This window comes from Elusimicrobiota bacterium (assembly GCA_026388155.1).
Lineage (GTDB): Bacteria > Elusimicrobiota > Elusimicrobia > Elusimicrobiales > UBA9959 > UBA9634.
In genome coordinates this window covers 1-23,946 of the sequence record JAPLKI010000004.1, presented here as the reverse complement: position 1 = coordinate 23,946, position 23,946 = coordinate 1, and the positions used below count along the sequence as shown (strand labels likewise).

General features: G+C 52.7%; 19 protein-coding genes. 10 read left to right on the top strand and 9 right to left on the bottom strand.

Features of this window, described 5'->3' with window-relative positions; all coding sequences use genetic code 11:
* Nucleotides 1-2 precede the first annotated feature (2 nt).
* The 8 genes from NTX59_01105 (at nt 3) to NTX59_01070 (ending at nt 9,365) form a co-directional block, all read left to right on the top strand.
* Complete coding sequence (locus NTX59_01105; protein MCX5784267.1) at nt 3-887, top strand: FkbM family methyltransferase; 885 nt, start codon at nt 3-5, stop codon at nt 885-887.
* 49 nt (nt 888-936) lie between these two features.
* Nucleotides 937-3,081, top strand: a complete 2,145-nt coding sequence (gene pbpC / locus NTX59_01100) for a penicillin-binding protein 1C (protein MCX5784266.1) — start codon at nt 937-939, stop codon at nt 3,079-3,081.
* Between the two features lie 388 nt (nt 3,082-3,469).
* A complete protein-coding gene (gene recA, locus NTX59_01095) occupies nt 3,470-4,543 on the top strand; it encodes a recombinase RecA (GenBank protein ID MCX5784265.1) in 1,074 nt (357 codons plus the stop codon).
* 124 nt (nt 4,544-4,667) lie between these two features.
* Complete coding sequence (locus NTX59_01090; protein MCX5784264.1) at nt 4,668-5,555, top strand: tyrosine recombinase; 888 nt, start codon at nt 4,668-4,670, stop codon at nt 5,553-5,555.
* Between the two features lie 57 nt (nt 5,556-5,612).
* Nucleotides 5,613-6,053 (top strand): four helix bundle protein, encoded by a 441-nt coding sequence (locus NTX59_01085; GenBank protein MCX5784263.1) that lies wholly within the window; start codon nt 5,613-5,615, stop codon nt 6,051-6,053.
* A complete protein-coding gene (locus tag NTX59_01080) occupies nt 6,050-7,648 on the top strand; it encodes a hypothetical protein (protein ID MCX5784262.1) in 1,599 nt (532 codons plus the stop codon). The genes NTX59_01085 and NTX59_01080 overlap by 4 nt, the downstream gene beginning before the upstream one ends.
* Nucleotides 7,649-7,795: 147 nt before the next feature.
* Complete coding sequence (locus NTX59_01075; protein ID MCX5784261.1) at nt 7,796-8,905, top strand: 3-hydroxyacyl-CoA dehydrogenase NAD-binding domain-containing protein; 1,110 nt, start codon at nt 7,796-7,798, stop codon at nt 8,903-8,905.
* 97 nt (nt 8,906-9,002) lie between these two features.
* Nucleotides 9,003-9,365 carry a cupin gene (locus NTX59_01070; GenBank protein MCX5784260.1) on the top strand — a complete coding sequence of 121 codons (363 nt, stop codon included), beginning with the start codon at nt 9,003-9,005 and terminating at the stop codon, nt 9,363-9,365.
* 457 nt (nt 9,366-9,822) lie between these two features.
* On the opposite strand, the gene NTX59_01065 is transcribed toward NTX59_01070, so the two are convergent.
* From NTX59_01065 to rpmB, 7 genes are all read right to left on the bottom strand, one after another.
* Nucleotides 9,823-10,701, bottom strand: a complete 879-nt coding sequence (locus NTX59_01065) for a hypothetical protein (protein MCX5784259.1) — start codon at nt 10,699-10,701, stop codon at nt 9,823-9,825.
* Nucleotides 10,702-11,100: 399 nt separating this feature from the next.
* Nucleotides 11,101-11,970 carry an agmatinase gene (gene speB, locus NTX59_01060; GenBank protein ID MCX5784258.1) on the bottom strand — a complete coding sequence of 290 codons (870 nt, stop codon included), beginning with the start codon at nt 11,968-11,970 and terminating at the stop codon, nt 11,101-11,103.
* Between the two features lie 91 nt (nt 11,971-12,061).
* Entirely contained in the window at nt 12,062-12,601 is a 540-nt protein-coding gene (locus NTX59_01055; GenBank protein MCX5784257.1) for an arginine decarboxylase, pyruvoyl-dependent, read from the bottom strand.
* Between the two features lie 145 nt (nt 12,602-12,746).
* On the bottom strand, nt 12,747-13,937 hold the full coding sequence (locus NTX59_01050; protein ID MCX5784256.1) for a type III PLP-dependent enzyme: 1,191 nt from the start codon (nt 13,935-13,937) through the stop codon (nt 12,747-12,749).
* Between the two features lie 2 nt (nt 13,938-13,939).
* Nucleotides 13,940-15,397 (bottom strand): saccharopine dehydrogenase NADP-binding domain-containing protein, encoded by a 1,458-nt coding sequence (locus NTX59_01045; GenBank protein MCX5784255.1) that lies wholly within the window; start codon nt 15,395-15,397, stop codon nt 13,940-13,942.
* A gap of 404 nt (nt 15,398-15,801) precedes the next feature.
* Complete coding sequence (locus NTX59_01040; protein MCX5784254.1) at nt 15,802-19,197, bottom strand: hypothetical protein; 3,396 nt, start codon at nt 19,195-19,197, stop codon at nt 15,802-15,804.
* 303 nt (nt 19,198-19,500) lie between these two features.
* On the bottom strand, nt 19,501-19,710 hold the full coding sequence (gene rpmB, locus NTX59_01035; GenBank protein MCX5784253.1) for a 50S ribosomal protein L28: 210 nt from the start codon (nt 19,708-19,710) through the stop codon (nt 19,501-19,503).
* A 53-nt stretch (nt 19,711-19,763) separates the two neighbouring features.
* On the opposite strand from rpmB, the gene NTX59_01030 reads away from it, so the two are divergent.
* A complete protein-coding gene (locus NTX59_01030) occupies nt 19,764-20,180 on the top strand; it encodes a secondary thiamine-phosphate synthase enzyme YjbQ (GenBank protein MCX5784252.1) in 417 nt (138 codons plus the stop codon).
* A gap of 1 nt (nt 20,181) precedes the next feature.
* Nucleotides 20,182-20,562, top strand: a complete 381-nt coding sequence (locus tag NTX59_01025; protein MCX5784251.1) for a thioesterase family protein — start codon at nt 20,182-20,184, stop codon at nt 20,560-20,562.
* Between the two features lie 168 nt (nt 20,563-20,730).
* On the opposite strand, the gene NTX59_01020 is transcribed toward NTX59_01025, so the two are convergent.
* Entirely contained in the window at nt 20,731-22,143 is a 1,413-nt protein-coding gene (locus NTX59_01020) for a pitrilysin family protein (GenBank protein MCX5784250.1), read from the bottom strand.
* Nucleotides 22,140-23,678, bottom strand: coding sequence for a pitrilysin family protein (locus NTX59_01015; protein MCX5784249.1), 1,539 nt, complete (start codon nt 23,676-23,678; stop codon nt 22,140-22,142). The genes NTX59_01020 and NTX59_01015 overlap by 4 nt, the downstream gene beginning before the upstream one ends.
* Nucleotides 23,679-23,946: the final 268 nt, after the last annotated feature.

Here is a 23,946-nt window from a genome sequence, read left to right as displayed (position 1 = left end):
CTATGGCGGGAATAACAGACAGGAACGGCCGCAAAATCAGGATGATTTTGTACGACAACAAAGGGAATCCCAAGGAATTGGACCAGCATGCTTTTAATACCGTACATCGTATCAGGCAGAATATCCCGCGTATAACCGGTTCCTCCGCCGGCGGCTATTCGTCCAAGCTGTTATGCGACAAGGCCATTAAAAAAATTATGGGAATGGCCCCTGAAAAGATAGAAATTAAATTCAAAAATAAAAAAAGAGTATTCCTCATGGTTCCCAAAGACCTGGGGAATTTCATCCGCGACATAAGTTCAATTATAAAAGACAACCAATATAACGTTGTGAACCTCAAAAACACCGTGGTTATAGATGCCGGGGCCAATATCGGCATTTTTTCTTTATACGCTTACGCATGCGGCGCCAAAAAAATTTACGCTTTTGAACCGGTCAGCGAAACGTATGAAATATTGAAAAAGAACATAAACCTCAATCATTTGGAAAAGATGATCGTGCCCGTGAATATCGCTTTGGGAAAGAAAACGGACACTGTAAGGATAAAATACAATATCGGGGGGGAAGGCTCGGCGATGATAGAGGGGAGCGATATCGCCGTGAATAAAAATATCCGGTATAAAAATACGCGGGATATAAAGGTCATCGCTCTGGACAGTTTTATCAGCGGCAGGGTGGGTTTTATAAAAATAGACGTGGAGGGATACGAAGAAAACGTTTTATCCGGGGCGGGAAGGATTATCAGGAAATATAAGCCTGTTTTATCCTTTTCCGCCTATCATAGACCGGCGGATAAAAAAACGCTTCCGAAAACAGTTTTAAGCATAAGGGATGATTACAAGATAACTTTAAACACTTTTGCCGAACATGATTTTTATTGCGAGTAGAAGGAAATAAGGAAGTAGTCGGAATTCTGTCTGCTTGGTTTAACTCTCAATGCCACTAATATCCAAAGTGCTGCTAATGCTGGCGCTGCTGCCGCCGGCCGCGGGCTCGGATTTTGCGCCTAAGGCTTCCACCGAAATAACCGACCGCTATGGGCGGCCTCTGCGCGCCTATCTTGACGGAGCGGCCGCGGCCCGCTGCGCGCCGGTGAAACTTCAGGATATTTCTCCCTGGCTGGCGCTTGCCACCGTGACGGCTGAGGATAAGCGGTTTTTTTCCCATCCCGGGGTGGACTTCCGTTCGGTGGCGCGCGCTTTCTGGCAGAATTCAAAGAACGGGCGCACGGTGTCGGGCGCCTCCACCATAACGCAGCAGCTGGCCCGCGCGCTTGAACCCAGGCCAAGGACCATATTCGGCAAGCTCTCGGAGATGCTTTCCGCTTTCCGCCTTGAGTCGGGCCACAGTAAAGAGGAAATACTGGAAGGTTATTTTAACAGCGTTTCCTACGGCAATTCCTCCACGGGCATTGAAGCGGCCGCCCAAACCTATTTCGGCCTGCCGGCCAGGGATGTGAGCCTGGCGCAGGCGGCCCTGCTTGCCGGCATACCCAAGTCGCCGGTAAATTACGACCCTTTCAGGCATCCGCTTGACGCTTTGGCCCGCCAGCGCCTTATTTTGCGCCGGATGCTTGACTTCGGCCTGCTGGACGAAGAGAACTATCGCCTGGCCCTTGCCGAAAAGATCAGCGTGAAAGAGCGGCAGAAATATTTCGAGGCCCCGCAGTTCTCGGATTTTGCGCTTAAACATACGCCGGCCGGCGCGGGCAGGATACGCACAACGCTCGACCAGCGTATTCAGGAGCACGCGGCAGTCGCCCTTAAAAACCATTTAGCGGTTTTAAGCGCGCGCAACCATGTCACCAACGGCGCCGTGCTGGCGCTTGATAACTCCGACGGCGGGATAATCGCCTGGGTAGGCTCCAACGATTTTTTTGACGCCGTTAATTCCGGCCAGGTGGACGGCGTAATCTCGCCGCGCCAGCCGGGTTCGGCCCTTAAGCCTTTTTTATACGCTTTGGCGCTTTCAAAAGGCGCCAAGGCCTCGGATATTATTGAGGACGAGCCGCTTTACGCGGCCGGAGGCCACAGCCCGCTGAATTACGACAAGACCTACCACGGCAAAGTGCGCCTGCGCGAGGCGCTGGCCTGCTCCTACAATGTGCCGGCGGTGCGCACGGCGGAGAAAACCGGCGTGCCGGCTTTCCTCTCAAAACTGCATGACTTCGGGTTCGCCTCGCTGGTTAAACCCGCGGAATTTTACGGCGAGGGGTTGGCGCTGGGTAATGGCGAAGTTACCCTGCTGGAGCTGGTGAACGCTTACGCTTCTTTGGCGCGCGGCGGCATCTGGCTGCCGGTCAGGTTCGACCTGAACGGCGCCGGGGGGGAGCCCGCGCGCCGCGCCATAGGCCGCAGCGAGGCCTATATAATAACCAATATCCTTTCCGATAATTCGGCCAGGGCCCCGGCCTTTGGCGTGAATTCGGCCTTTAACCTGCCCTTTGACATCGCCGCCAAAACCGGCACGACCAAGGATTACCGCGACAACTGGGCCGTGGGTTATACGCCGGAGTGGACCGTGGGGGTTTGGGTGGGCAATTTTGACGGCAGTCCCATGCGCAAGGTTTCGGGTATTACGGGCGCGGCCCCCGTGCTTAAAGAAGTGGCGCTTGAAATGCACAAACTATACCCCTCAACGCCTTTCAAAAGGCCTTTGGGCGTGAAAACGGCGCGGGTTTGCCCGGTGTCGGGGCTGCTGCCTTCGGCTTTCTGCCCCGCCACAATGGAGGAGGCGTTTACCGCCGGCAATATGCCGTCGGCGCAGTGCCGCGAGCACGGCCCGCCGCAGGCTCAGGCAGCGCCCGGCCCGCCGCCGGGAAGACCGTCGGTAAAGTTCCCGAAGGACGGCGATATTTTCCGGTTTGACCCGCAGACGCCGCGCGCGGCTCAGGCGCTTTTTTTAAAGTCTTCCGTCTTTGAGGGGGAAATAGTGTGGCGGGTGGACTCGCGCGAATTACCGGAGCGGGGACCCAGCGTGGCCTGGGCGCTGGAACCCGGCAGGCACACGGCTTATTTCACGCTTACGCGCGAAGGCCGGCCGGTCAAGTCCGGCCAGGTCCGGTTCACGGTGATAAAATAAAAAAATTGTATTGGACCCGCGGCAAAAGGGAACGCTTGCCCCGGACTGTAAAATAGTAAAAGCCATGAAAGAAAGCCGGTTTCCAATCGGGCGGTGAAATATAAGACCGACAAAAAGACTGCATGCAAGTTTTCCTGACAGAATACTGAAACTATAGTGGTTTAATCTTAATCTCGCCGACCGGGGCTGATTTTTCTTATAATATCTAGGTTAACATAACATTGGCCGTCTGAGAGCCATAGGCCCTGATACGGCACCTACACGAGTATTGCGATTTGTCGATTTTATGGAAAAAAAGGCAAAAGCAACGCGACAGACCGTTGTCGCGTTCGTGTGCTAAGCTATAACCATGGCACCAGCGAGTGTCAAATAAAAAATCGGAGGTTTTATGTCAAAAGAAGATAAAACAAGGGCGCTTGATGTGGCGCTGGCGCAGATAGAGAAAAGTTTCGGCAAAGAGGCCATTATGAAACTGGGTGACAGGGCCTCAAGGATGAAGATAGAAACCATTCCCACTGGCGCTTTGTCGCTTGACCTGGCCCTTGGAGTGGGCGGCCTGCCGCGCGGCCGCGTGATGGAAATTTACGGCCCGGAATCTTCGGGCAAGACCACGCTGATGCTGCATGTTATAGCCGAGGCGCAGAAAAAGGGGGGGCTCGCCGCTTTTATAGACGCCGAGCACGCGCTTGACCCGCTTTACGCCAAAAAAATAGGCGTGGACATTGATAACCTGCTCATCTCGCAGCCCGATTCGGGCGAGCAGGCGCTTGAGATAACCGAAAAGCTGGTGCGCTCGGGCGCTATTGACATTATCGTTATAGATTCGGTGGCCGCTTTGGTTCCCAAGGCTGAAATAGAGGGTGAAATGGGCGACGCCCACGTGGGTTTGCAGGCCCGCCTGATGAGCCAGGCGCTAAGAAAACTCACTTCCATAGTGTCCTCCACCAAAACCTCGGTTATTTTCATAAACCAGCTCCGCCATAAGATAGGCGTTATGTTCGGCAGCCCTGAAACCACTCCGGGGGGGCTTGCGCTGAAGTTCTACGCATCCATACGCATGGACATAAGAAAGATAGAAACCATAAAGCAGGGAGATGTGGTAACCGGCGCGCGCATACGCGTGAAGGTGGTAAAGAACAAAGTGGCTCCCCCTTACCGCAATGCCGAATTCGAAATGGTGAACGGCTTCGGCATTTCCACCGAGGGCTGCCTTATCGACATGGGCGTTGAGACCGGCCTGCTTGAAAAAAGCGGGACCTGGTTCATTTACAAGACCGAGCGCATAGGTCAGGGCCGCGAAAACGCCAAGCTGTACTTTAAAGAACACAAGGATAAAGCCGCCGAATTAGAGGCTGAACTGAGGGGCAAGTTCCTTCTGCCCGGCGCTAAACCCGCGGATGAGCCGCCCGCGGAGAAACCGGAGGAAAAACCAGCGGAGAAAAAAGAGAAGGTAAAAAAGTAAAAACAATGGTAACCGGTAATCAGTTATCGGTAACCAGTATAATTTAATTAATCGGTGAATTTTATACTCAACTTTTATACTGGTTACTGGATACCGGTCACTGGTTACTGATTCCTGTCCTAAAATGCTCGAACTGGCTAAAATATTCTACAGACACCTCTCGGTGGAGCGGGGGCTTTCAAAGAACACCTGCCTGGCTTACGCGGGCGATCTGGACGCTTTTCTGCTCCACTGCGAAAAACGCAAAACCGACCCGGCGGCGGCCGAGGCGCCTTTCATAGAGGAATATTTTTGGTCCCTTAAAAGCGGAAAGGGGCTTAAGGCCTCTTCCATATTCCGCAAAACGGAGGCTCTGCGCGCTTTTTACAGGTTCCTGCTGCTTGAGGGCAAGGCGAAAAAAGACCCTACTAAAAACTTCCGCGCGCCCAGGCTGGCGCAAAAGGTGCCCAGGTTTTTGGACCGCCGCGACATGGAGAAACTGCTGTCCAGGCCCGCCGGAAACAACTTCGCGCGCCTGCGCACGGCGGCCGCCGTGGATCTGCTTTACTCCACCGGCATACGGATAACGGAACTGCTTACGCTAAGGCTTGAGTCCGTTAACTTCCAAAGCGGGTGGCTGAGGGTGTTCGGCAAGGGGTCAAAAGAGCGCATAGTGCCCGTAAACCAGGCCGCGCTTGGAACTCTTAAAAATTATCTTGAGGCCCGGGAACTCAAGTTCGGCGCAAAGGGCTCCGACGCGGAGCTTTTTCTTAACAAAAGCGGCCGTCATCTGAGCCGCGTGCAGATATGGAAGGATATTTTAAACCTCGGTAAAGAGGCGGAGGTAAGTATTAAATCCCATCCGCACCTTTTCAGGCATACCTTCGCGAGCCATCTGGTGCAGGCGGGGGCGGATCTGCGTTCCGTTCAGGAGATGCTGGGTCACTCAAGCCTTAACACCACGCAGATTTACACGCACATAGACAAAGGCGACCTGAAGAACGCGCACAATAAATATCACCCGGATAAGTAGGGGAGAGGCAGAGGCTAGCGGCGAGGGGTTAGCGGTTGGGGAAGGAAGGGGGAACTTATGGGGAAGATACGGAGTTATAAGGAACTTGAGGTTTGGAAAAAAGGTATTGTTCTTACCAGAGATGTTTATGCACTAAGCGGTGTTTTTCCCCAAGAGGAAAGGTTTGGGCTGGTGAACCAGATGCGCAGGGCGGCGGCTTCCGTGCCGGCCAATATAGCGGAGGGCTGGACGCGAAGCGGCACCAAAGAGTTCCTGCACTTCCTTAATATTGCCAGCGGTTCGCTGGCGGAGCTGGATACTTTTATGGAAATCGCCGGGAATTTGGGGTACACTGAAAAGTCTGACAGGGGTGAAGCTGTGAAAAGCACGATAACGGAAATCCAAAAAATGACATGCGCAATGATGAGGTCTCTCACCGCTCGCCTCTCAGTCGCGGACTACGCCAGAGGCCCGCGACAGGCCAGAGTCACTACGCTATCCTCTGACGTGAAACTATGATCGAAGACCAAAACGATATTTTTGACTCGCGCGTGCAATTCCACGACCGGCACCGCTTTGAGATAAAGCTGGATATCGACCTTGACGCGGGCCTGGAGAGCACCTATTCGGTTGAGACATATTTTTTTGTGCCCAAGGCGCTTAATATCGGGCCGCATTCCTATTCAAAGGAAAATTTTTATAACGATATACAGCGCTATATCCGTTTTAAAACCCCAAAGGTAAGCCTCTCAAAGATCTGCGATCCGTCGCTTGAAACCTCTCCGCTTACGCGCATAAAAGAAAAGTTGTCGCTTATACTTGCGGGCTCAAAGGACCGCGAGCTTGTGAAAACCGTTTATGACGAGTTCAAGCTGCTGGGCTGCGTTATAAGGGGCGAGACCCGCGACTACGCCAAGGCGCTTATTGAGGGCTTTAAAACCTACGGCGCCAAAAATGCCGAGCAGCCCCGCTCTTTTGGTCCGGGGATTCCGGATCCAAAAGGGCGGGACCAGCCAAAGCAATTATTCGTGCCCGAGAGCCTGCGGAATTTTCTTGCCGAGATCAGGCAGCTGATCACGGCTGTCGCCGTGCTTAAAAGCTCGGTTGCCGATCCCGCCGTGCCTACGGTAATAAAAGAAACCTTCGCTTTTTTTGACGAATATGTCAGTTTGATAATTGAGGAATACCTGACCCTGGTGCTTGACGCGCTCAGGAAAAATGTAAGCGAGCGGGAAGGGCTTAAGGAGACGGAGGACGAACTTGTATCGGTTATAGTGGCGCAGGGGCGCTACAGAGCGGCTATGAATTACCCCTCGGTGCTCGAAAATTTAACCGGCAACGAGGTTATTATTTACCGCCGCGGAGTTTTGAAAAAATTTATTTCAAGCGTTCTCTACCTTAAAACCGAGACCTCAGAATGGGAAACCCTCACGCAGGTGCTGTTCAGCATGGCGGCGGGCCTCGCCATGCTGTTCGCCGTGCTGATCAGCTTTTACGTTCAGAACCGCTACACCATGAACAGCCTGCCTTTCCTGTTTGCCGTGGTGATAAGCTATATGTTCAAGGACCGCATAAAGGACTGGCTGAAAGTGCTTTTTTCGAAAAATCTCACGCGCTGGACCTCCGATCGGAAGATAAGCATACTTGACCCCTCCACCGGCAAGCGCATAGGCCTGCTTAAAGAGGCGTTCACTTTCATGCCCGAGCGGCATGTGCCGGCCGATATTTCGCGCCTGAGGCGCGTTGACGACATCACCTCCATAGACGAAGACGGCAAGCCGGAGCGCGTTTTCAAATACAAAAAAGAGATACGCCTGTACCCCGAACGGATACGTGCTCATCATGACCGCCGCAAAGATCTGAACGACATAATGCGCTTCAGTATTGAGAATTTTACAAAGCAGGCCGACGATCCGGAGGTGGATTACCCCGTGGTCGACCCCGCCTCCGGCGGGATAAAAATTATTTCCTGTCCCAGGGTTTATCATGTGAACCTGGTGCTTAAATATATTTACGCCTCAAAGGCCGGCAGGGAAAGCGTGCATTACGACCGCATAAGGATAGTGCTTAACAAGGCCGGCATAAGGCGCATTGAGGAAGTATCGGTGGGGTAACAATAGATACAGCCATTGCGATAAGCCGTATACCATATGCTTTTTCAGGAGTTTCCTTATAGCTTATGGCCTCTGGCATATGGCTTATGGCGGGCGCAGCGCCCTTATGGCGTATGGCAGTCTTTATCCGGCTAAAAGGGAGTTGATATGGAAATAAAGGCTATAGGTATTGTCGGTTCAGGCGCCGCAGGCACGGCTTTGGCGGAAATTTTTTTACAAAATGGATTTCAGGTGCGCATTTACGATGATTTCAAAGACAGTCTGAATGTGGCGCTGGCCAAAATAAGCTGGACGCTTTCGCGCGAAGGAAAAAGCGAATTATTTTCAAATATTGAGGGGATACAGGATCTCGCCCAGTTTAAAGGGGCGGATATTGTAATAGAAACCATGTCCCGTGACATGGAAGACCGAAAGATGTGTTTCGCGAAACTGAAAGGAGTGATGGAGTCCTCCTGCATTGTGGCCGCGAACTGCTCGGTGACTCCGCTTAAAAAGCTTCTTGAAAATACCGAACTGCCGGAGGAACTGGCGGTGGGTTTTAACTTCGTGCGGCCTGTGCGCTCAAACCCGCTGGTAGAACTTGTCAAAACAAACCGCACCGGCGACGGCGCGCTTGAGGCCTGTCTGAATTTACTGCGAAAGATAAACAAGACCCCGGTTATAGTGAAAGATAATCCGGGCCAGATAGTGGAACGGCTGCTCAGGCCGTTTATCCTTAACGCATTCAAGGTTCTGGAAGAGGGGAAGGGCAGCCCTTACGCGATAGACACCGCTTTCAAAGAAGTGGGGCAGCTGCCTTTCGGCCCCTTTGAGACCGTGGATTTTATCGGTCTGGACGAAGATTATAAGGCGGCGCAGGAAATATACGCGGCGCTTGGCTCTCCGGAGCGCCTGGCGCCTTCAGCCACCGAACTGCGGCTGGTGCAGTACGGCCAGCTGGGCCGCAAGTCCACCATAGGGTTTTATATTTATGCGGATGGTAAAATAGTGGGTGAAAACCCGATACTGTCAAATGTGATAAAGTACCTTGGCCTGAAACAGACTTCAAAAGAGGAGATTTTCACCCGGATACTGTCCCCTATTATAGCCGAGGCGCGGGTGCTGGCCTCAGAGATCATGGCCTCCGAATACGATATAGAGACCGCCGTCAAGCTGGCTTTCGGCTGGCCGAAAGGCCCCTTTTCCTACGCCCGCGATATGGCCCCTCTGCTGGAAAAAAAGAAAGTGTCCGAATTCGACAAACTGGAATCGTTTTAACCCGAATCCGCGATCGGGCGATTGTTTTATTTTGAAATAGTCCGCTAAAAAAATACAATACCTGCTTAAAAAGCGTGGTTGGAATGCGGGAGGTGTTATGTCCATATTTATCAAGGGACCGACTCTTGTGCAGGCGGCGGGAAACAAGCCGAAAGTTATCGAGGAATATATAGGTCGGGTCAGTACCCAAACCACTATTATAAGCGTGGCCCGCATGGTAAGTCCTGCCGGCTGGGAAGAGCCGCCGCAGAATCCCCGTTTCTCGGAGTACACGCTGGTCCTGAAGGGAATGCTCAGGGTGGAAACCCCGTCCGGAGTTTTCGATGTGCGCGGCGGGCAGGCCATTATAATGGAGGCGGGCGAGCGGGTGTGTTATTCAACGCCTGAAGAGGACGGCGCGGAATACATATCCATATGCCTGCCGGCCTTCTCGCACGAAACCGTGCGCCGTGAAAAATAGCGCCGTGATTTCTGTAAGAGGCAAAAAGGCAGACACGACCTTTTCTTTATAAACTAACGCTAGTCACACAATTGGCCTGGGGCCTGTCGGCGGGTTTATTTGCGGGGGCCGGGTCGGCCAGCGCGGCCGCCCTTATCCTCAGGCTCCCCTGACTGCAAGACCAAGTCGCCTTCCGGAAAACCCCCGCAAATAAACCCGCCGCCACCCCGGCGGATATCAATAAAACGTTCGCATATCGCGTCACTAATTTCACTAAAATATTTCCCCACCCGATTTTGAGATACGTCCGATTGTCCCGCCCGCAGGTAAACAGATACCTTGCAAAATTTTATAAAACCAACCCCGCTTTTGCTGTTACAGCGGCAGGGGAATGCTTTTGTGGGTTTTTTTAGGCGGTTGGAAACTTAAGGTCCGGGTCTTATGTTTACTACAGATCTGAAAATTCCCCCGCCGGGCATTATCTTGAGCGGCGGAGATACTTCCTGTACTCCTTCGGATTTTTTAAGACCGTGCCTTCCAGATAATTCAGCTGGTTTTCCACCGCCTCGCGGTAAAAGTTCTTGTCGATGTGATATTTTTTCTTAAAATGTAAATGAGCGTATTGCGCGGTGTTTTCAAGCACGACCTTAAGGCGCTTCTGGATGAATTTTGAGAAATCCATGGTTTTGCGCAGCAGCCCCAGCTCCGACGAATAGCCCTTCACGTGCCCTTCGCGGAATTCCCTGTATAAAAATATCAACCGCTCCAGATAGCATCTCGACGCCATCTGGCCCAGCAGATCGGCGGAGGCGAGCATTAATCCGGCGGTCCTTTCGGCAGGACTTCTGAACCCGATCTTTTCTATGGGAAACATTAGATCGGTGCATAAGACCATATCGGAGATGATGCGCGCGTCGTTTTTGCGGTAATTGTTCTTGGCAAAATAGTGTTTAATGAAGTTAATGCTTCTTTCAACGTGGGTCAGGGTATACTTCGCGCCGGTGCCTTTCATGTCGTGAACGCTCTGAATGTAGCCCGCGTCATGGAAGATGGCGGCTATAAAACCGAGCTTTACCAGCTGCACGGGGAGTTTTTTGTGGACGGTGTTATAGCCGTCTATCAGTCTCGCCATTGCAAGAAGCGAATCGGTAACGTGCATCTTATCGTGATAATGGGTGTTGCAGGCGCAGTAACCGGGGTATTTCCCGGCATAAAGGATCATAAAATCCTTGTATGCTTTTCTGATGTCCTCAAATTCGTTGACGGGATATGAGCTTACAAAGATGCTTTTGACCTCTTCAAAAACCGCCGCCGGGTTATACATGTCAACCAGCTGGGAAAATTGCACTGAATGCATCGGTGTCGGCATAATAAAAAATTATATATTATTTTAAATTCATATTACTTACGAGTGGCTCAGTAGTTACAGCTTATCAGACGCATTTCCGGGACCAGCGGCCTAAGCCGGGAAGCCGCCGTGGATATGATTTTCTGTAAGAATTACGGGGCCCACGGGTAGACTTATATGAAGATATGGAACCCGCCCCGGCTGAAGACTAAAACAAATAACTCTCCGCAGCCTAACCCGCCAGGACAACGTCCGGCGTGAGGGACTGTGTAAAAATTTATAAAAACCCCGCCGCTTTTTGTATTATGGCGATGCGGCTTACTTTTTACAATTTTTCTGGGGTGTCCGGAAACATTAAGTGAGAGGGGAACTAACGATAAGGGGCCTTATATTTACTACAGCAGATCCTCAGCGCCTGGCGCTGAGATATCCCATCAGGCGGTAGATAAGTTTGGCGGCGTTGAATTCGGTCAGGGGGGTGCTTTTTATCGGACTGACTTCCACCACATCCACCCCTACTACTTTCTTTTTCATGCAGACCGCTTTGAACAGTTTCATGGCTTCGTACCACATAAAGCCGCCCGGCTGCGGCGTGCCGGTGCCGGGCATGACCGAAGGGTCAAAGCCGTCCACGTCTATGGTCAGATAAACCGTGCCGGTCAACTCGCGCAGGATATCCCGTTCCAGCTTCTTAAAATCCAGGTTCTCGTGCATCAAATGCGTTTTCACTCCGCCGGCGCTATGGAACTGCCGCTCGTCCGAGCCTACGCTGCGTATGCCTATCTGTACAAGTTTGTTGGTGCGCGAGGCCGGGTAAACCGCGCAGGCGTGGCTGTGGGCCGACCCTTCGTAGGAAGGCCTCAGGTCGGCATGCGCGTCAAAATGCAGGATGGAAAGGTTCTTGTGCCGCTTAATGAACGGGGGCAGGAGCCCCTGGGTTATGCTGTGCTCGCCGCCTATAAAAAAGGGCAAAGCGGAAGTGGAAGCGAGAAGTCTTTCAACGGTGTTTTCAAGCGCGGGGAAAAATTTATTTTCAGGCAGGGCGCAATTAACCGGGCCTGCGGTGAAAATTCCTTTTTTCCAGGTTTCGGTTTTGGTCTCTTCATCCCACAGCTCAAGCTGCCAGGAGGCGTCTATAACGGCCTTCGGGCCGTGCTTTGTTCCCCGGCCGTAAGAAGTGGTTTTTTCGTAAGGAACCGGCACCACCACGAAGGCGGCGGAGCTGAAATCTATTTTTTTGCGCAGAATGAACTGCGTTTTTGCCGGTTTGAAGAGCATAATAGGTACAGTGGCGAGAGGCTAGCGTAGAGGGGAGAGGGAAAGAAATACCTTCCCTAAACCCCTAGCCCCTCTACGCTAGTCCCTGCTGTTAAAATACGAAGACCGCCGCGGCCACCACGGTAGTCCAGACTCCCTCGGTGCAGATGGCGGATTGGGTGATGTTGGTGGTTTTAACTATCTTTCCGCTTAACTTCCAGATCTCTTCTTTCTGATCCCAGGTGGTTTCGCTGCCGAACTCCACGCCCTGAATAGTCGACAGCATCAGCGCCGACAGATCCTCGGCGTAATCTCCGGTTTTTTCGTCGGTTTCCCCGAAAGTGTGGTGCTCCGAGATATAGCCGTAATGTGCGCGGTCTTTCGGTATGGCAAGACCCACCGACGCGGCTATAAGGCGGTGGTTTTCGTTCACCGCGTTGCGGCTCAGCACGCAGTGCAGTATCTGTCCGCTCCGAAGTCTTTGAAGGCCGATTTTCCTCGGAATCACCTTGCAGTGGGGGGGGAAAATGCTTGAGACATGCACCAGATTGAAACGGGCCAACTGGGCATCTCTGAGGGCTTCCTCAAAACTTGAGAGTTTCTCTTTGTGGCGCCCTATACCTTTTGTCAGAAATATCGCTTTGGGGACCATTATTGCCATGTTTATTATTATAGTAAAAAATGCCGGAAAATCAGCGCGGCGGCATTTCCGAAAAGCGCACCGCCCCGCCGGTTCTCCGGGGGGCGGATAAAAAACCTGGATTGGCCCGCTTTACCGGCCGGCCGGGTCGCGGGCGTCAGCGGGACGTCGCCGCGCCCGCGGTCTTGTGGTTTTTCCGGTTTGTCTGGAACTGGTTCACATGTACCACCTTCGCGGGAGGGAAACCGTTGAAGTATGTGGATGACGCGTGGCTGTACGCTCCGATATTCTCGCTGTAGAGAAGCTCTCCGAGCTCAAGGTCCGTGGGGAGATTTTCCGACATTGAAATCACGTCAAGCGCATCGCAGGTCGGACCGAAGACGGCGCAAACCTGCTCCGGACCTTTACGGAACGCCTTCATATGATAATGACAATGGTCAAAAATAATGCCGGAGTAGGTGTGGTAGACGCCGTCGTTGACATAGTAACAGAGCTTGCCATCGCGCACCGCCTTGCCGTTGATCTTGACTATAGAAGTCGCGGCTGTCGCGATCATGAATCTCCCCGGCTCGGCCAGGATCTCTATTTCCTTCGGGAAAAGCCGGTTCAGCTCGGTATTGATCCTTTTGGCCAGAACGCGGAAGGATTTGACGGATTCATCATACGGCGCGGGGAAGCCGCCGCCGATATCCAGAAGGTTCATCTTTGTGTAACCGCGGGCCCGCACGTCTTTAAAAATGTTAGCGGCGAGATTTATCGCCTGGACGTAGTTTTCAAAGTTGGTCGTCTGGCTGCCGACGTGGAAACTTAAGCCCTCAACGGTGAAACCTGCCCGGCCGGCGGCTAAAATAAGGTTCACCGCTTCCCCCGGATCCGCGCCGAACTTGGAGGAAAGCTCCACCATGGCGCCGGTATTGGGGACTTTAAGGCGCAGGGCGAGGCCCGCGTTGGGGGCGTATTCTTTCAGCTTTTTTATTTCCTCCAAATTATCGTAGGTTACCAGCGGTTTGTAGGTGTCGAGCTGTGTCAGGGCCTCAATGGCCTTGATGGGGTTGGCGTAAATGATCTTGTCCCATATCCATTCCTGACGCTGCTTCGGCGGCATATGCTGGATGTTCTTGTGGACGATATCGAATTCCGGCATTGAGGCCACGTCGAAGCTGGCCCCCGCGTCGTAAAGCGTCTTGACGATGGCGGGGTCGGGGTTGGCCTTGACCGCGTAATAGGGCTGCACCCGCGGCAGATATTTCTTGAACTCGGCGTAGTTGCGCCGGATCTCTTCGTGGTCAACCACGAACAGCGGCGTTCCGTGCTCTTCGGCCAGTTTTTGCAATCGATTCGGGTTCATGTTTAATCTCCATCCGTGATAAGGAAGTTCTTGAACTGCCAGGGATCGCTCCGGTCGATGGCAGGGTTGTTGTGGCCCAGGAATTCGTTGGTGTAATGCTTCAGCGGCGTCCAATCCGTGGGCATAGAGATAAACTTGCCCAGGTATGGCTTGGCTATCTTTAAGACGTATTCGTGCGGCAGGTCGTCCGGCACGCAGACGCCCCGGTCCGGATTCTCAAGCATCCACATGGTCGCTGACACCACCGAGATGGCGACCTGCATGGTGGTCGCGTTCTGATGCGGCACGAGTCTGCGCGACTGCCCGATGCTCAGGTCGCTGCCGGTCCACCAGGCGTTGTAATCGTGTCCCATCAGCAGCGCGCCAAGAATGTCGGAGCCGCGGATTATCTCGTCGGTCAGAATGCGGATTTTCGGCTGCAGCTTATAATCATAGCCGCGCAGTTCGTTGAGCGAGGCGATGGCGGAGTCGCTTGGGCAATAGGCGTAGTGCACCGTCGGACGGTAGACGGCCGTGCCGTTTTTCCACACGGTCAGTTTGTCGGAGATCGTGAACGCCTCGCCATGGCGGACCACCATGGCCTGTATGCAGTAATCAGGCACCCAGGAGTTTACCCACGTGTTCATCCCCATGCGCGCCAGGCAGATCTGGTTCTTCGGGCCTTCCTTGTGCTCGTAGGCGAATGCCGGCAGTTCCTTCTCGTGAGTGCCCCAGCCCATCTCCGCCGTGGTGATGCCTTCTTCGCGGAAGCCCTCCACGCTCCAGGTGTTGACGAACTCATCCACCTGCTTCGGCTTGTTGGTTATCTGGGTATCGCGCTCGCTGACATGTATGACCTTTACGCCCAGCCGCATCGCCAGGTGATTAAAACTCTGTTCGGACATGAGCCGGCGGATCCCGTCGGCGGCGCGGCCCTTGACTTTCTTGTCGGCCAGCAGGCGCGAACCGATGTCAAGCAGCCCCTGTTTTGTGAAGTGTGAGATAAGGCCGGGGTTTGCGCCGTGTTCAATTACCGCCGTGGGGCCGCCCTTCGTCCACTTCGCGGTCATGCGCCGGATGTTCATGTGACGCCAGTAAAGCGTGCGCTCGGTCGGGTGCTTGTCCGTAGCGGCCGCGTACGGGTCCCAGACCTCGCTCGAGGTGTTGACGTAGAGCACGCCGCGGTCGTGGCACCACCGCAGGATTTCGCAGCAATCTATATTCCAGGCCAGATCGATAAGCACATCGCCCGCGGAAAGATAGCGGCCGAGCAGCCTGTCGAGATTGTCCCGTGTAACCCTGTCGCGCACAAAGTTTACGCCTTTGGCGGTCCAGGTCTTAAGCGCAGCGGAGCGGTTCTCGAAATCCATCACCGTAATGTTTTTGGCCGGCAGTTTAACATGCTTAAGCAGGATGGGCAGAGTGCACTGCGCCACCGCGCCGTAACCCACGAAGAGTATCCTGTTATTGAATTTTATCATTGATGGTCGCCTCCGTCGGTAAAGCGGGAGATTTTTCGGGCTGAATCGTGCTGTCGTGATAAATGCAGGTTCATATTTCCTTTTTTTATTATATCTTAATAAACTTCATTGCCGCAACCGCGTAAAAATCGCCGGACGGCAGTGAAATTCCAAGCGCCGGCGAAATGCTTCGCGGCTGAAAGTTCATGCGCCCTTGCGGATTCCGCCGGGCTCCTGATTGGAAAAAGAGCGGGCAAAATTTACGTTTTTAAGGTGGAGCTGTCGTCGCGCGGGGATTGTGCTTCAGGCCCGGGATTGAATGAGAGAAAAAATTTGCGGTATGGGGAGTATCGGGCTAAGTATGACACGGGGCGACTGCGGCTTCTTTTGCGGCAGGGGAAGCCCCCGGCTCCGGCCGGGGGGGCTTACATCTTTTCCCTGGCGGTTTTTAATTCCTTTTCGTGTTTTTCCTGCAGTTCTTTCTGCTTTTGTTCCCAGAAGCGAAGAAGCTCTTCTTCTTTTTTTTGATACTGCGTTATGTATTCCTCTTCTTTTTGCGCCACCAGCATTGTGAGGCGGTTCTTTTCTTCTTCAAGTTCCTTGTTCCTTGAGACGGCGCGCCCTTCCAGTTCGGCCCGCATCTTGTCAAGCGTTGCGCGGGAACGGGCCAGTTCCGCGTAGTAAGCCTTTTCAAGCGCTTCTTTTCGGGCGGCCAGATCCACTTCCATTTTCACGCGCTGCTGGCGCTGCGCTGACAGCTCCTCGTCCATTTTTTGGCTGATGACCGCCTCTTTTTTTTCAAACTCCGCGCGAAGCAGCTGTCTTTCGCGGTTCAAAATCTCCATTTTCTGCCCTTCCCAGGCGGTGGATTCTTTCTGGGTTTCCGTGTAGAAGCTTTGGGTAAGGTCTGAGTACTTTTTTTCAAGCTCTTTTTCTTTTTGTCTCGCCGCGGTTTCCAGTTCCTGCCGCCGTTTGGCAAGGGCCTTCTCCTGGCCGTCCGAAAATTCTTTTTCTTTGCCGCTGAAGTCCGCTTCCATTTTTGCAAGGCGCTCGGAGAAGGACGCGTTAAGCGCCTGCTCGCGGTTTTTAAACCGGTTCTCAAGTTCCGCGGCGCGGCTCTCGAACTCCAGCGTCAGCCGGTCAAACTCGTCCTGTTTCTGTTTTTTGATCGCTTCCAGGGTCTGCCGGTTCTTTTCTTCGAAGCGCTCCGCCAACTCGGTCTCTTTGCCCCGCAGCTGGGTTAAGCGCGCGTTGTATTCCCTGTCCATCACGGCGCCGCGGTCATTCACCGCCTTATACATCTCTTCTTTGGCGGCCGCAAGCTTTGAAAACAGCTCATGTTCCTTGCCCTGCATTTCCTGGTAGAGCGCTATCTTCAGTTCGTTGTATTCCTGCTGGTTGGCGTTTTTAAGCTGTTCGATCTCCGCTTCGCGGTTTTTCAGGTTCGTCTCCCTGACTTTATTGGCCTCGGCGAGCCTTGAGCGCTCAGCCTTTAGTCTGCTCTCAAATTCAAGTTCACGGGCTTCGGCTTTGGCGGCCCAGACGGCCTCGGCGTCGTTTTTGGAGGCAAGTAGCTTTTGCTTTTCCTCTTCAAAGGCGGCGGCTTTTTTCGCCATCCTTTGTTCAAATTCCATTTTAAGGTTTTCAACAGGCGCAGCCTGTCTTTTTTCCAGATTGGCATTTTCCTCAAGGAGCTTCAGCCTTTCCTCTTCAAAGGCGGCGGCTTTTTGTGCCTGCTTTTGTTCAAACGCCATTTTAATGTTTTCAACGGCCGCGGCATGTTTTTCTTTCAGTCCGGAATTGGCCTCAAGGAGCCTCAGCTTTTCCTCTTCAAAGGCGGCGGCTTTTTGCGCCATCCTTTGTTCAAATTCATTTTTAAGGTTTTCAACGGCCGCTGCGTGTTTTTCTTCCAGGCTGGGATTCGCCTTAAAGAACCTCGCCTTTTCCTGTTCAAAGGCCGCGGCTTTTTCGGCCTGCTGCCGCTCAAATTCTTTTTTGAGAGCTTCCAGAACCAGCGCCTGTTCTTTCTCGGCGGCGGACAGGCTTTTGGCGGCTTCGGCGGCCAGGCGGCGCATTTCCTGTTCAGCGCGGGTTTTCGCCTCAGCTTCCTTTTTAGCGAACGCGGCGCAAAGCTCCGCTTCTTTTCTTTTCTGCGCTTCTCTGGCGGAGTAGTCAAGGTGTTCTTCTTTCTCGGCGTAATTAAGCTTTAATTCATCTTCGACCTGCGTCAGTTTTTCTTTCAGCGTCTGGCGATAGGCGGAAAATTCCGCTTTAAGTTTTTCTCTTTCTTCATTGGCGGCAGTCTCTTTTTCAAGCAGCCATTCTTCTTCCCTGGCCTGCCATTTCGCCCGGATCTTTTTCTGCGCCGCGGCCATCCGGCTAAACATGGTTTTTTCTTTTTCCAGATAGGCGGTTTCAAGGTTCTTTTGCGCGATTTCAAATCTTTCGGCGTGGCTTTTTTCAAGCGCTTTTTTCACTTCCGCCATTGCGGCGTCACGGGCCGCCAGCCATTCGTTTTGTTCGCGGAGCAGCGTTTCGCGCAGCGCCGCTTCCTGGTGATTAAGCCGCTCCTGGGCTTTATCGACAGCGGTCCTTATTTCCGCGGCTTTGGCGGCGGTCAGTTCCTCTTCCCGTTTTTCCCAGCGGGCCTTCCAATTGGCGTTGTTTTCGTTAAGCAAGGCATCCAGTTTTTGCTGATTTTCAAGGGCCAGGCGGTTCCATTGCTGCCTGACTTCCTCAATGTTCTTTTGGTAGCCGGCCTTAATATCCGCTTCGCGGTTTTTTACCAGTTCCGTCACCTGGCGCTCCATTTCAAGGCGCAGCGTGATGTATTCCTGCTCGCGCTTGAGCACATAGGCCTGCATGCGGTCGCGCAGCGCGGTTGTTTCCTGCTCTCTCGCCAGGCGGGCGGCGTCAAGCTCCTTTGAGTGGCTTTCTTCAAGTTCAAGCTCCCTGTCTCTGAAATTGTTTTCCAGTTCCGCCTGCTTTTCAGAAAAGGCCGTTTCAAGGGATTTCAGGCGGTCTGCGTGAATGATTTCGGCCTCTTCCGCTTTCTTCGCCCGGCTGGCTTCCAGTTCCGCCCTCAGGGCGTCAAGACGCGCCCGGTTTTGCGCCTCCAGGCCTTCCATCTTTGCAAGGTGCTGGTCCTCTATCTCTTTGCGGAATCTCTCCAGCTGGGCTTCTTTCTGTTCGTATAGTTTCGAAAACTCCCTCATTTTTATTTCGTACGTTTCTTTCAGGGAGAGTTCCTGCTGTTCGGCGGCGATACGCTGGTTTTCAATCAGTTCCCGCTCAAAACGGGCATACTTCTCCGCCATGGCGGTTTCCCGCTCGGCCAGATTATCCTGCTGTTTTTTAAGAATAGTGTTAAGTTCTTCCTCTTTCAGTTCGGAGGACTTGCTAAGCTCGTCAATAACGTTAAGCTTGAGACGGCCGATTTCTCCCTCTTTTGCGGCCAGCGCTTCTTTAAGGGCCAGGATCTGTTTTTCCAGCTGGGCCCGGGCCTGGCGCCAATTGGCGGTTTCTTCATTCAAGATCTGTTCCCTGAGCTTGGACTTTAGGTCCGTCTCCATGGCGGTCTGGGTTTTCCAGTTTTCTTCCCAGGTTTTTATGGTCCCCTGCCATTTTTTTAAAACTTCGGTTTTCTGGTCAAGCTGTTCGGTGAGCGAGCGGTTGGTCGTTACCTTGTTGCGGTTGTCCTCGCGCAGGCGGCCCAGCTCTTCCTGCATGGAGTGTATTTTTTCCACGGCCCAGCGTAAAGCCAGTTTGGCGGTTTCCACATCTGTAATGGTTGAAGGATCTAGTTTCGGTTCGGTTTCCATTTAACGGCCTCCGGCCAAAATAAAAATAAAAAATGGGACGCTTTAAAATCCCGGACGGATTAAAATTTTCTGTCTTAAGGAAATTATACAACAAGGAGTGTTTTAAAAATATTGAATTATTGTTAATCAGCGGTGTCAGGGGAGATAGGACCGCGTATATTATGGCCGCTGTTGAAGCCGCGGGACATGGGCGAAAAGGCGAAGTGTAGTGTGGATGGCGCAGAAATAAAGAAGCACGGCTTACTGCCCCGGCCGGAATCTTCCGCGCAGGCGATTGAACCAAAAGAGCGGGGCGGAAATCCTTTACCCTTTCTTCTGATGTTTCAGAGGGCGCACGGATTTGCCGCTCTTTATACAGTTAGTGCAGAGATAAACGGACTGCACCAGTCCGTCAAGCTGAACTTTCTGTTTCTGAAGGTTGGGTTTGAAAAGCCGCTTAGAGGCCCTGTTTGAGTGGCTGTATGAAAAGCCGGCCACGGGTTTTTTTCCGCAAATCTTGCATTTGTATGCCATGAACCTATTATAGCAAAGTATTCGGGCTATCTCAAATTTGTAGAATATTACTCATGAAATCGCACACAGCTTATCTTACAGTGCGCACCGATGAACGTTGCGCCGTGGTAAATATCACCGCCGAGGTGGAACAGGAACTGGCGAAAAGCGGCATAAAAGAGGGTCTATGTCTGGTAAACTCCATGCACATAACCGCCAGCGTTTTTATAAACGACAATGAACGCGGCCTGCACGCTGATTTCCTCGCGTGGGTGGAGCGCCTGGCCCCTTATTCAAAAACCGGTTACAAGCATAACCTGACCGGCGAGGACAACGGTGACGCGCACCTTAAGCGCACCATCATGGGGCGGGAGGTGGTGGTGGCGGTTACGTCCGGAAAATTGGATTTCGGCCCCTGGGAAACCATATTTTACGGGGAGTTTGACGGGCAGAGGAAAAAAAGAATACTTGTGAAGATAATCGGAGAATGAAATGAAAAGGCGGATATACTATTACGATACCGACTGCGGCGGGGTGGTCTATTACGGCAATTATCTGAAATTCCTCGAGGAAGCGCGAACCGAGTACATGGAGGAGCGCGGCCTGTCAGTTAAGGCCCTTATGGATGAAGGCATCTGGTTCGTGGTGAAACGCCAGGAAATAGAATACAAGGCGCCCGCGGTATACGGTGATATCGTGGAAACCCGGACCTGGGTGAACGAGACCAGCGGGATCAGGGTTCAGTTCGGGTATGAAATAAAAAATCAGGACGGAAAAATAATCTCAAAAGCCGTGACCGATATGGTCTGCGTAGGCCCCGACTTCAAGATAAAAGAAATGCCTGCGGAGATCAGAAGTAAAATAGCCGCCTGATATCAGTGTGGCGAATCCAGAAGCCAGAATTCAGAAGGCCGTCTTATACGCATAGCGTCTGTTACGGCACAGCCATAGGCTAGTCAGAATAAGGACGCACCGATGAGCAAAATTCCACCATTCTGAATTCTGACTCCTGAATTCTGTCTGCCTGAATGTAACAATCCTTTAGTCTTCCTTCAGCTCCGTCACCGTGCCGAATTCCGTGAGCGGCTTGTCGAATTTCTTTGAATTCCCTATCACGAAAATAAGCGCGTTTTCGGGCTTGAATAATTTTTTTGAGGTTTCAATCACGGCCGCAGGATCCACTTTTGCAAGATTATCGACGTAAGTGTCAAGATAATCCGCGGGATAGCCGTAATATTCGTAAAGTGCCCGCTCGCTTATCAGGTCAAAGGGCGTGGCGAAGCGGAAAACAAAAGAATTTATCATGGAATCCTTTGCGCGCTTGACCTCGTCGGCCGGGGCGGTCTCCTTTTTTATCAGCTCGAACTGGCTGAGCATTTCGGCAAGCGCCTGGGAATAGGTCTCCGGCTTCGTGCCGCAGGAAGCGTTTATAAAGCCATAATCCGGTTTTTTTGAAAAATAGCTGTAAACGCTGTAAGCAAGCCCCTTGCGCGAGCGTATCTCGGAAGCCAGCCGCGAAGAAAGTCCGCCGCCAAGCATTTCATTCGTGACGCTCAAAGGGTATTCTATCGGGTCGTGGCGCTTTACGCCTTTCTGCAGCATGACTATGGAGGTTTGTGAAATGTCCCGGTCTATAAAATACACCTGGCGGCCTTCCTTTATCTCCACCGGGGCGATAACCGGGAATTTAACTTCGCCCTTATGCCAGGCGCCGAATTTCTCTTTAAGCTTCGCCAGCATCTCTTCGTCGCTCGTAAAATCGCCGCTGACAGCCAGAATAATATTGTTCGGCTTGTAATAATTGGCGTGATAAGCCTTTATGTCTTCGCCGGTTATGGCGTTTATTGTCGCAGTCTCCGTGCGCCAGCCGTAAGGATGGCCGGGGCCGTAGAAAGCGCGGACGGCCTCCCGCTGCGCCTCGCGGGCGGGGTCGTCGTTGCGGCGGCTTATCAGTTCCAGCGCCTCGTCTTTTTTCAGCTTGAATTTCTGCGCGTCAAAAGCCGGGTTGATTAAGATATCCGCGTAGATATCCAGCACCGCGTCCAGGTCCTTTTTTAAAACCGTCATGTCGGCGCGCGCCTCTTCCGAGGCCATGGCGCTTTCCACCGAGGCGCCGAGGAATTCCAGCGTTTTGTCGATATCGTCGGGTTTATATTTGGACGAGCCGCCGTCTTTGAGCAGCGACGCTGTTATATCGCCAAGGCCTATTTTTTCTTTCGGGTCGTTTATGCGGCCGGTGCGTATAATTGCGGTCATGTGCAGGACGGGCAGGGTATTGTCTTTCAGCATGTAAACTATCATGCCGTTCTCAAGAGCGTAACGCGCGCCTTTCGGCGGTTTGAAATTAACCGCGTCAAGTTTTGAGAGCGCGGGCGGTACGGCGAAGAGCGGGGCGGCGATTGCGAGCGTCATAAGGTTGACTCCTATAGTAGCCAGTAATTTTTTACTGTTCATTTTCCCTCCGGTTTCTCGGGTTCCATCAGAAAAACCATCGTTTTGTTGTCTCTGGTCAGATATTTGGCGGCTATTTTCGAAACATCTTCCGGCTTTACTTTTCTCATTTCGTCGCCGGTCGTCCAGTCGTATTTCCAGTCGCCCAGTATCTCCTGGTTGTGCGCCAGGCTCATGCCGAGGCCGGAATTGGATTCCAGCTGCTTTATCATTTCGGCTTCGTAATTATTGATTATCTTATCCAGTTCCCATTGGGTGGGCGGCTCTTTTTTCAGCCTGTCTATTTCTTCGTTTATTCCGGTCTCCAGTTCCTCAAGAGTATGCGGGGCTTTGGGCGCCGCCGAAATAATGAACAGCGAGGGATAGCGGTCGCCGGGCGTGGAATGATATGAGTTCGCGTAAAGAGCCAGTTCCTTGCCTTCCACCAGATTTCTGTAGAAGCGGCTGGTCTTGCCGTTCGACAGGACCTCGCTTACCATTATAAGCCCGTAGATGTCGGGGTTGCTGAAGCCCGGATTGTGATAGCCGATGCGCAGCATGGGTTTGGCTTTAAAGAACACATTTATCCGTTTTTCCGCTTTCTGGGGAGGCTCTTTGGTGTAAACCCGTTCCGGGATTTCCTTCGCGGGCCAGGAGACGAAATATTTTTCCGCCAGCTTTATCACCTCTTCCGGCTTCACATCGCCTACCACGGCAAGCGTAGCGTTGTTCGGGGCGTAGAACTTGTTGAAAAACTTTTCCGCGTCGGAGCGGGTAAGCCGTTTAAGGTCGTCCATCCAGCCTATAGTCGGGTTGTGATAAGGATGGGCGTTGAACGCGTTCTGGAAAAGCGTTTCCCACATAAGGCGGTTCGGGTCCGATTCGCCCATGCGCCGCTCTTCCATGACCACGCTGCGTTCCTTGTAAAATTCCCTGAGCACGGCGTTCTTGAAGCGGTCGGACTCTATCGTCATCCAGGCTTCAAGGCGGTTGGACGGCAGAGAAACCACATAGCCGGTATAGTCGGTGGAGGTCATGGCGTTCATGCCCGATTCGCCCAGCTCGTTGTAAATTTTCCAGTATTCATCCTTAACGGTCAGTTTGTCGGCCTCCTGCTCGGCGGCGGCCATAGCTTTGCGCAGGTCTTCCAGCTTTTTCGGATCGGGATTGTCGCGCGTCTCCTCAGCGATGACCGCGCCGGCCGCTGTTTCCACTTTGTCCAGGGCTGGTTTTTCTTTTTCGTAGCCGGCGGAATTTATGGTTTTAGTGCCTTTAAAGGCCATGTGCTCAAAAAGATGGGCCAGGCCGGTTTTTCCCTGCTCGTTGTCGACATTGCCGACTTTGAACATCATGGTGAAAGAAACAGTGGGCACGAAGTGTTTTTCCAATATAAGCAGCCTGAGGCCGTTCTTAAGAGTGTAGGAAACCACCGGCGGAAATTTCGGGTCTTTCTCGATACTGGCGCCTGACTTTTCCAGCTCCGAGGGTTTGGATTCTCCGGCGGCATAAATCGGGGCGCAGCAGAGCAGTATAGACGGCAATAGTAAGGACATTTTCATCAGCTCCTCCATAGTTTTTTTAAGACTATTTAGAATTATATTAAATTAAAGGCGTTCTCTCGCTGCGACTTGTCGGGGTGCACATTCAAGGTGCTAGTGCAACAAGGTTAGTAAGGATACCATTGTGTCGTGGGAATAATTGGAGGGGGTGACGGCGGGTTTGCCCGCTGCGCCCCAGTAGCGGAGAGGAGGCTCCACCCCTCAATACGGGGTGGAGGGGGACCACGGGAGGCCGTCTGATGGCCATAGGCCCTTGGTAGACGACCCC

What these genes read in the sequence shown, in the direction of transcription:
- NTX59_01015 (MCX5784249.1), bottom strand. Translation starts at nt 23,678, where the DNA reads ATGAAAATGTCCTTACTATTGCCGTCTATACTGCTCTGCTGCGCCCCG.
- NTX59_01105 (MCX5784267.1), top strand. Translation starts at nt 3, where the DNA reads ATGGCGGGAATAACAGACAGGAACGGCCGCAAAATCAGGATGATTTTG.
- NTX59_01050 (MCX5784256.1), bottom strand. Translation starts at nt 13,937, where the DNA reads ATGAACCCGAATCGATTGCAAAAACTGGCCGAAGAGCACGGAACGCCG.
- speB (MCX5784258.1), bottom strand. Translation starts at nt 11,970, where the DNA reads ATGCTCTTCAAACCGGCAAAAACGCAGTTCATTCTGCGCAAAAAAATA.
- recA (MCX5784265.1), top strand. Translation starts at nt 3,470, where the DNA reads ATGTCAAAAGAAGATAAAACAAGGGCGCTTGATGTGGCGCTGGCGCAG.
- NTX59_01055 (MCX5784257.1), bottom strand. Translation starts at nt 12,601, where the DNA reads ATGGTCCCCAAAGCGATATTTCTGACAAAAGGTATAGGGCGCCACAAA.
- NTX59_01045 (MCX5784255.1), bottom strand. Translation starts at nt 15,397, where the DNA reads ATGATAAAATTCAATAACAGGATACTCTTCGTGGGTTACGGCGCGGTG.
- rpmB (MCX5784253.1), bottom strand. Translation starts at nt 19,710, where the DNA reads ATGGCATACAAATGCAAGATTTGCGGAAAAAAACCCGTGGCCGGCTTT.
- NTX59_01070 (MCX5784260.1), top strand. Translation starts at nt 9,003, where the DNA reads ATGTCCATATTTATCAAGGGACCGACTCTTGTGCAGGCGGCGGGAAAC.
- NTX59_01090 (MCX5784264.1), top strand. Translation starts at nt 4,668, where the DNA reads ATGCTCGAACTGGCTAAAATATTCTACAGACACCTCTCGGTGGAGCGG.
- NTX59_01085 (MCX5784263.1), top strand. Translation starts at nt 5,613, where the DNA reads ATGGGGAAGATACGGAGTTATAAGGAACTTGAGGTTTGGAAAAAAGGT.
- pbpC (MCX5784266.1), top strand. Translation starts at nt 937, where the DNA reads ATGCCACTAATATCCAAAGTGCTGCTAATGCTGGCGCTGCTGCCGCCG.
- NTX59_01075 (MCX5784261.1), top strand. Translation starts at nt 7,796, where the DNA reads ATGGAAATAAAGGCTATAGGTATTGTCGGTTCAGGCGCCGCAGGCACG.
- NTX59_01025 (MCX5784251.1), top strand. Translation starts at nt 20,182, where the DNA reads ATGAAAAGGCGGATATACTATTACGATACCGACTGCGGCGGGGTGGTC.
- NTX59_01080 (MCX5784262.1), top strand. Translation starts at nt 6,050, where the DNA reads ATGATCGAAGACCAAAACGATATTTTTGACTCGCGCGTGCAATTCCAC.
- NTX59_01040 (MCX5784254.1), bottom strand. Translation starts at nt 19,197, where the DNA reads ATGGAAACCGAACCGAAACTAGATCCTTCAACCATTACAGATGTGGAA.
- NTX59_01020 (MCX5784250.1), bottom strand. Translation starts at nt 22,143, where the DNA reads ATGAACAGTAAAAAATTACTGGCTACTATAGGAGTCAACCTTATGACG.
- NTX59_01065 (MCX5784259.1), bottom strand. Translation starts at nt 10,701, where the DNA reads ATGCATTCAGTGCAATTTTCCCAGCTGGTTGACATGTATAACCCGGCG.
- NTX59_01030 (MCX5784252.1), top strand. Translation starts at nt 19,764, where the DNA reads ATGAAATCGCACACAGCTTATCTTACAGTGCGCACCGATGAACGTTGC.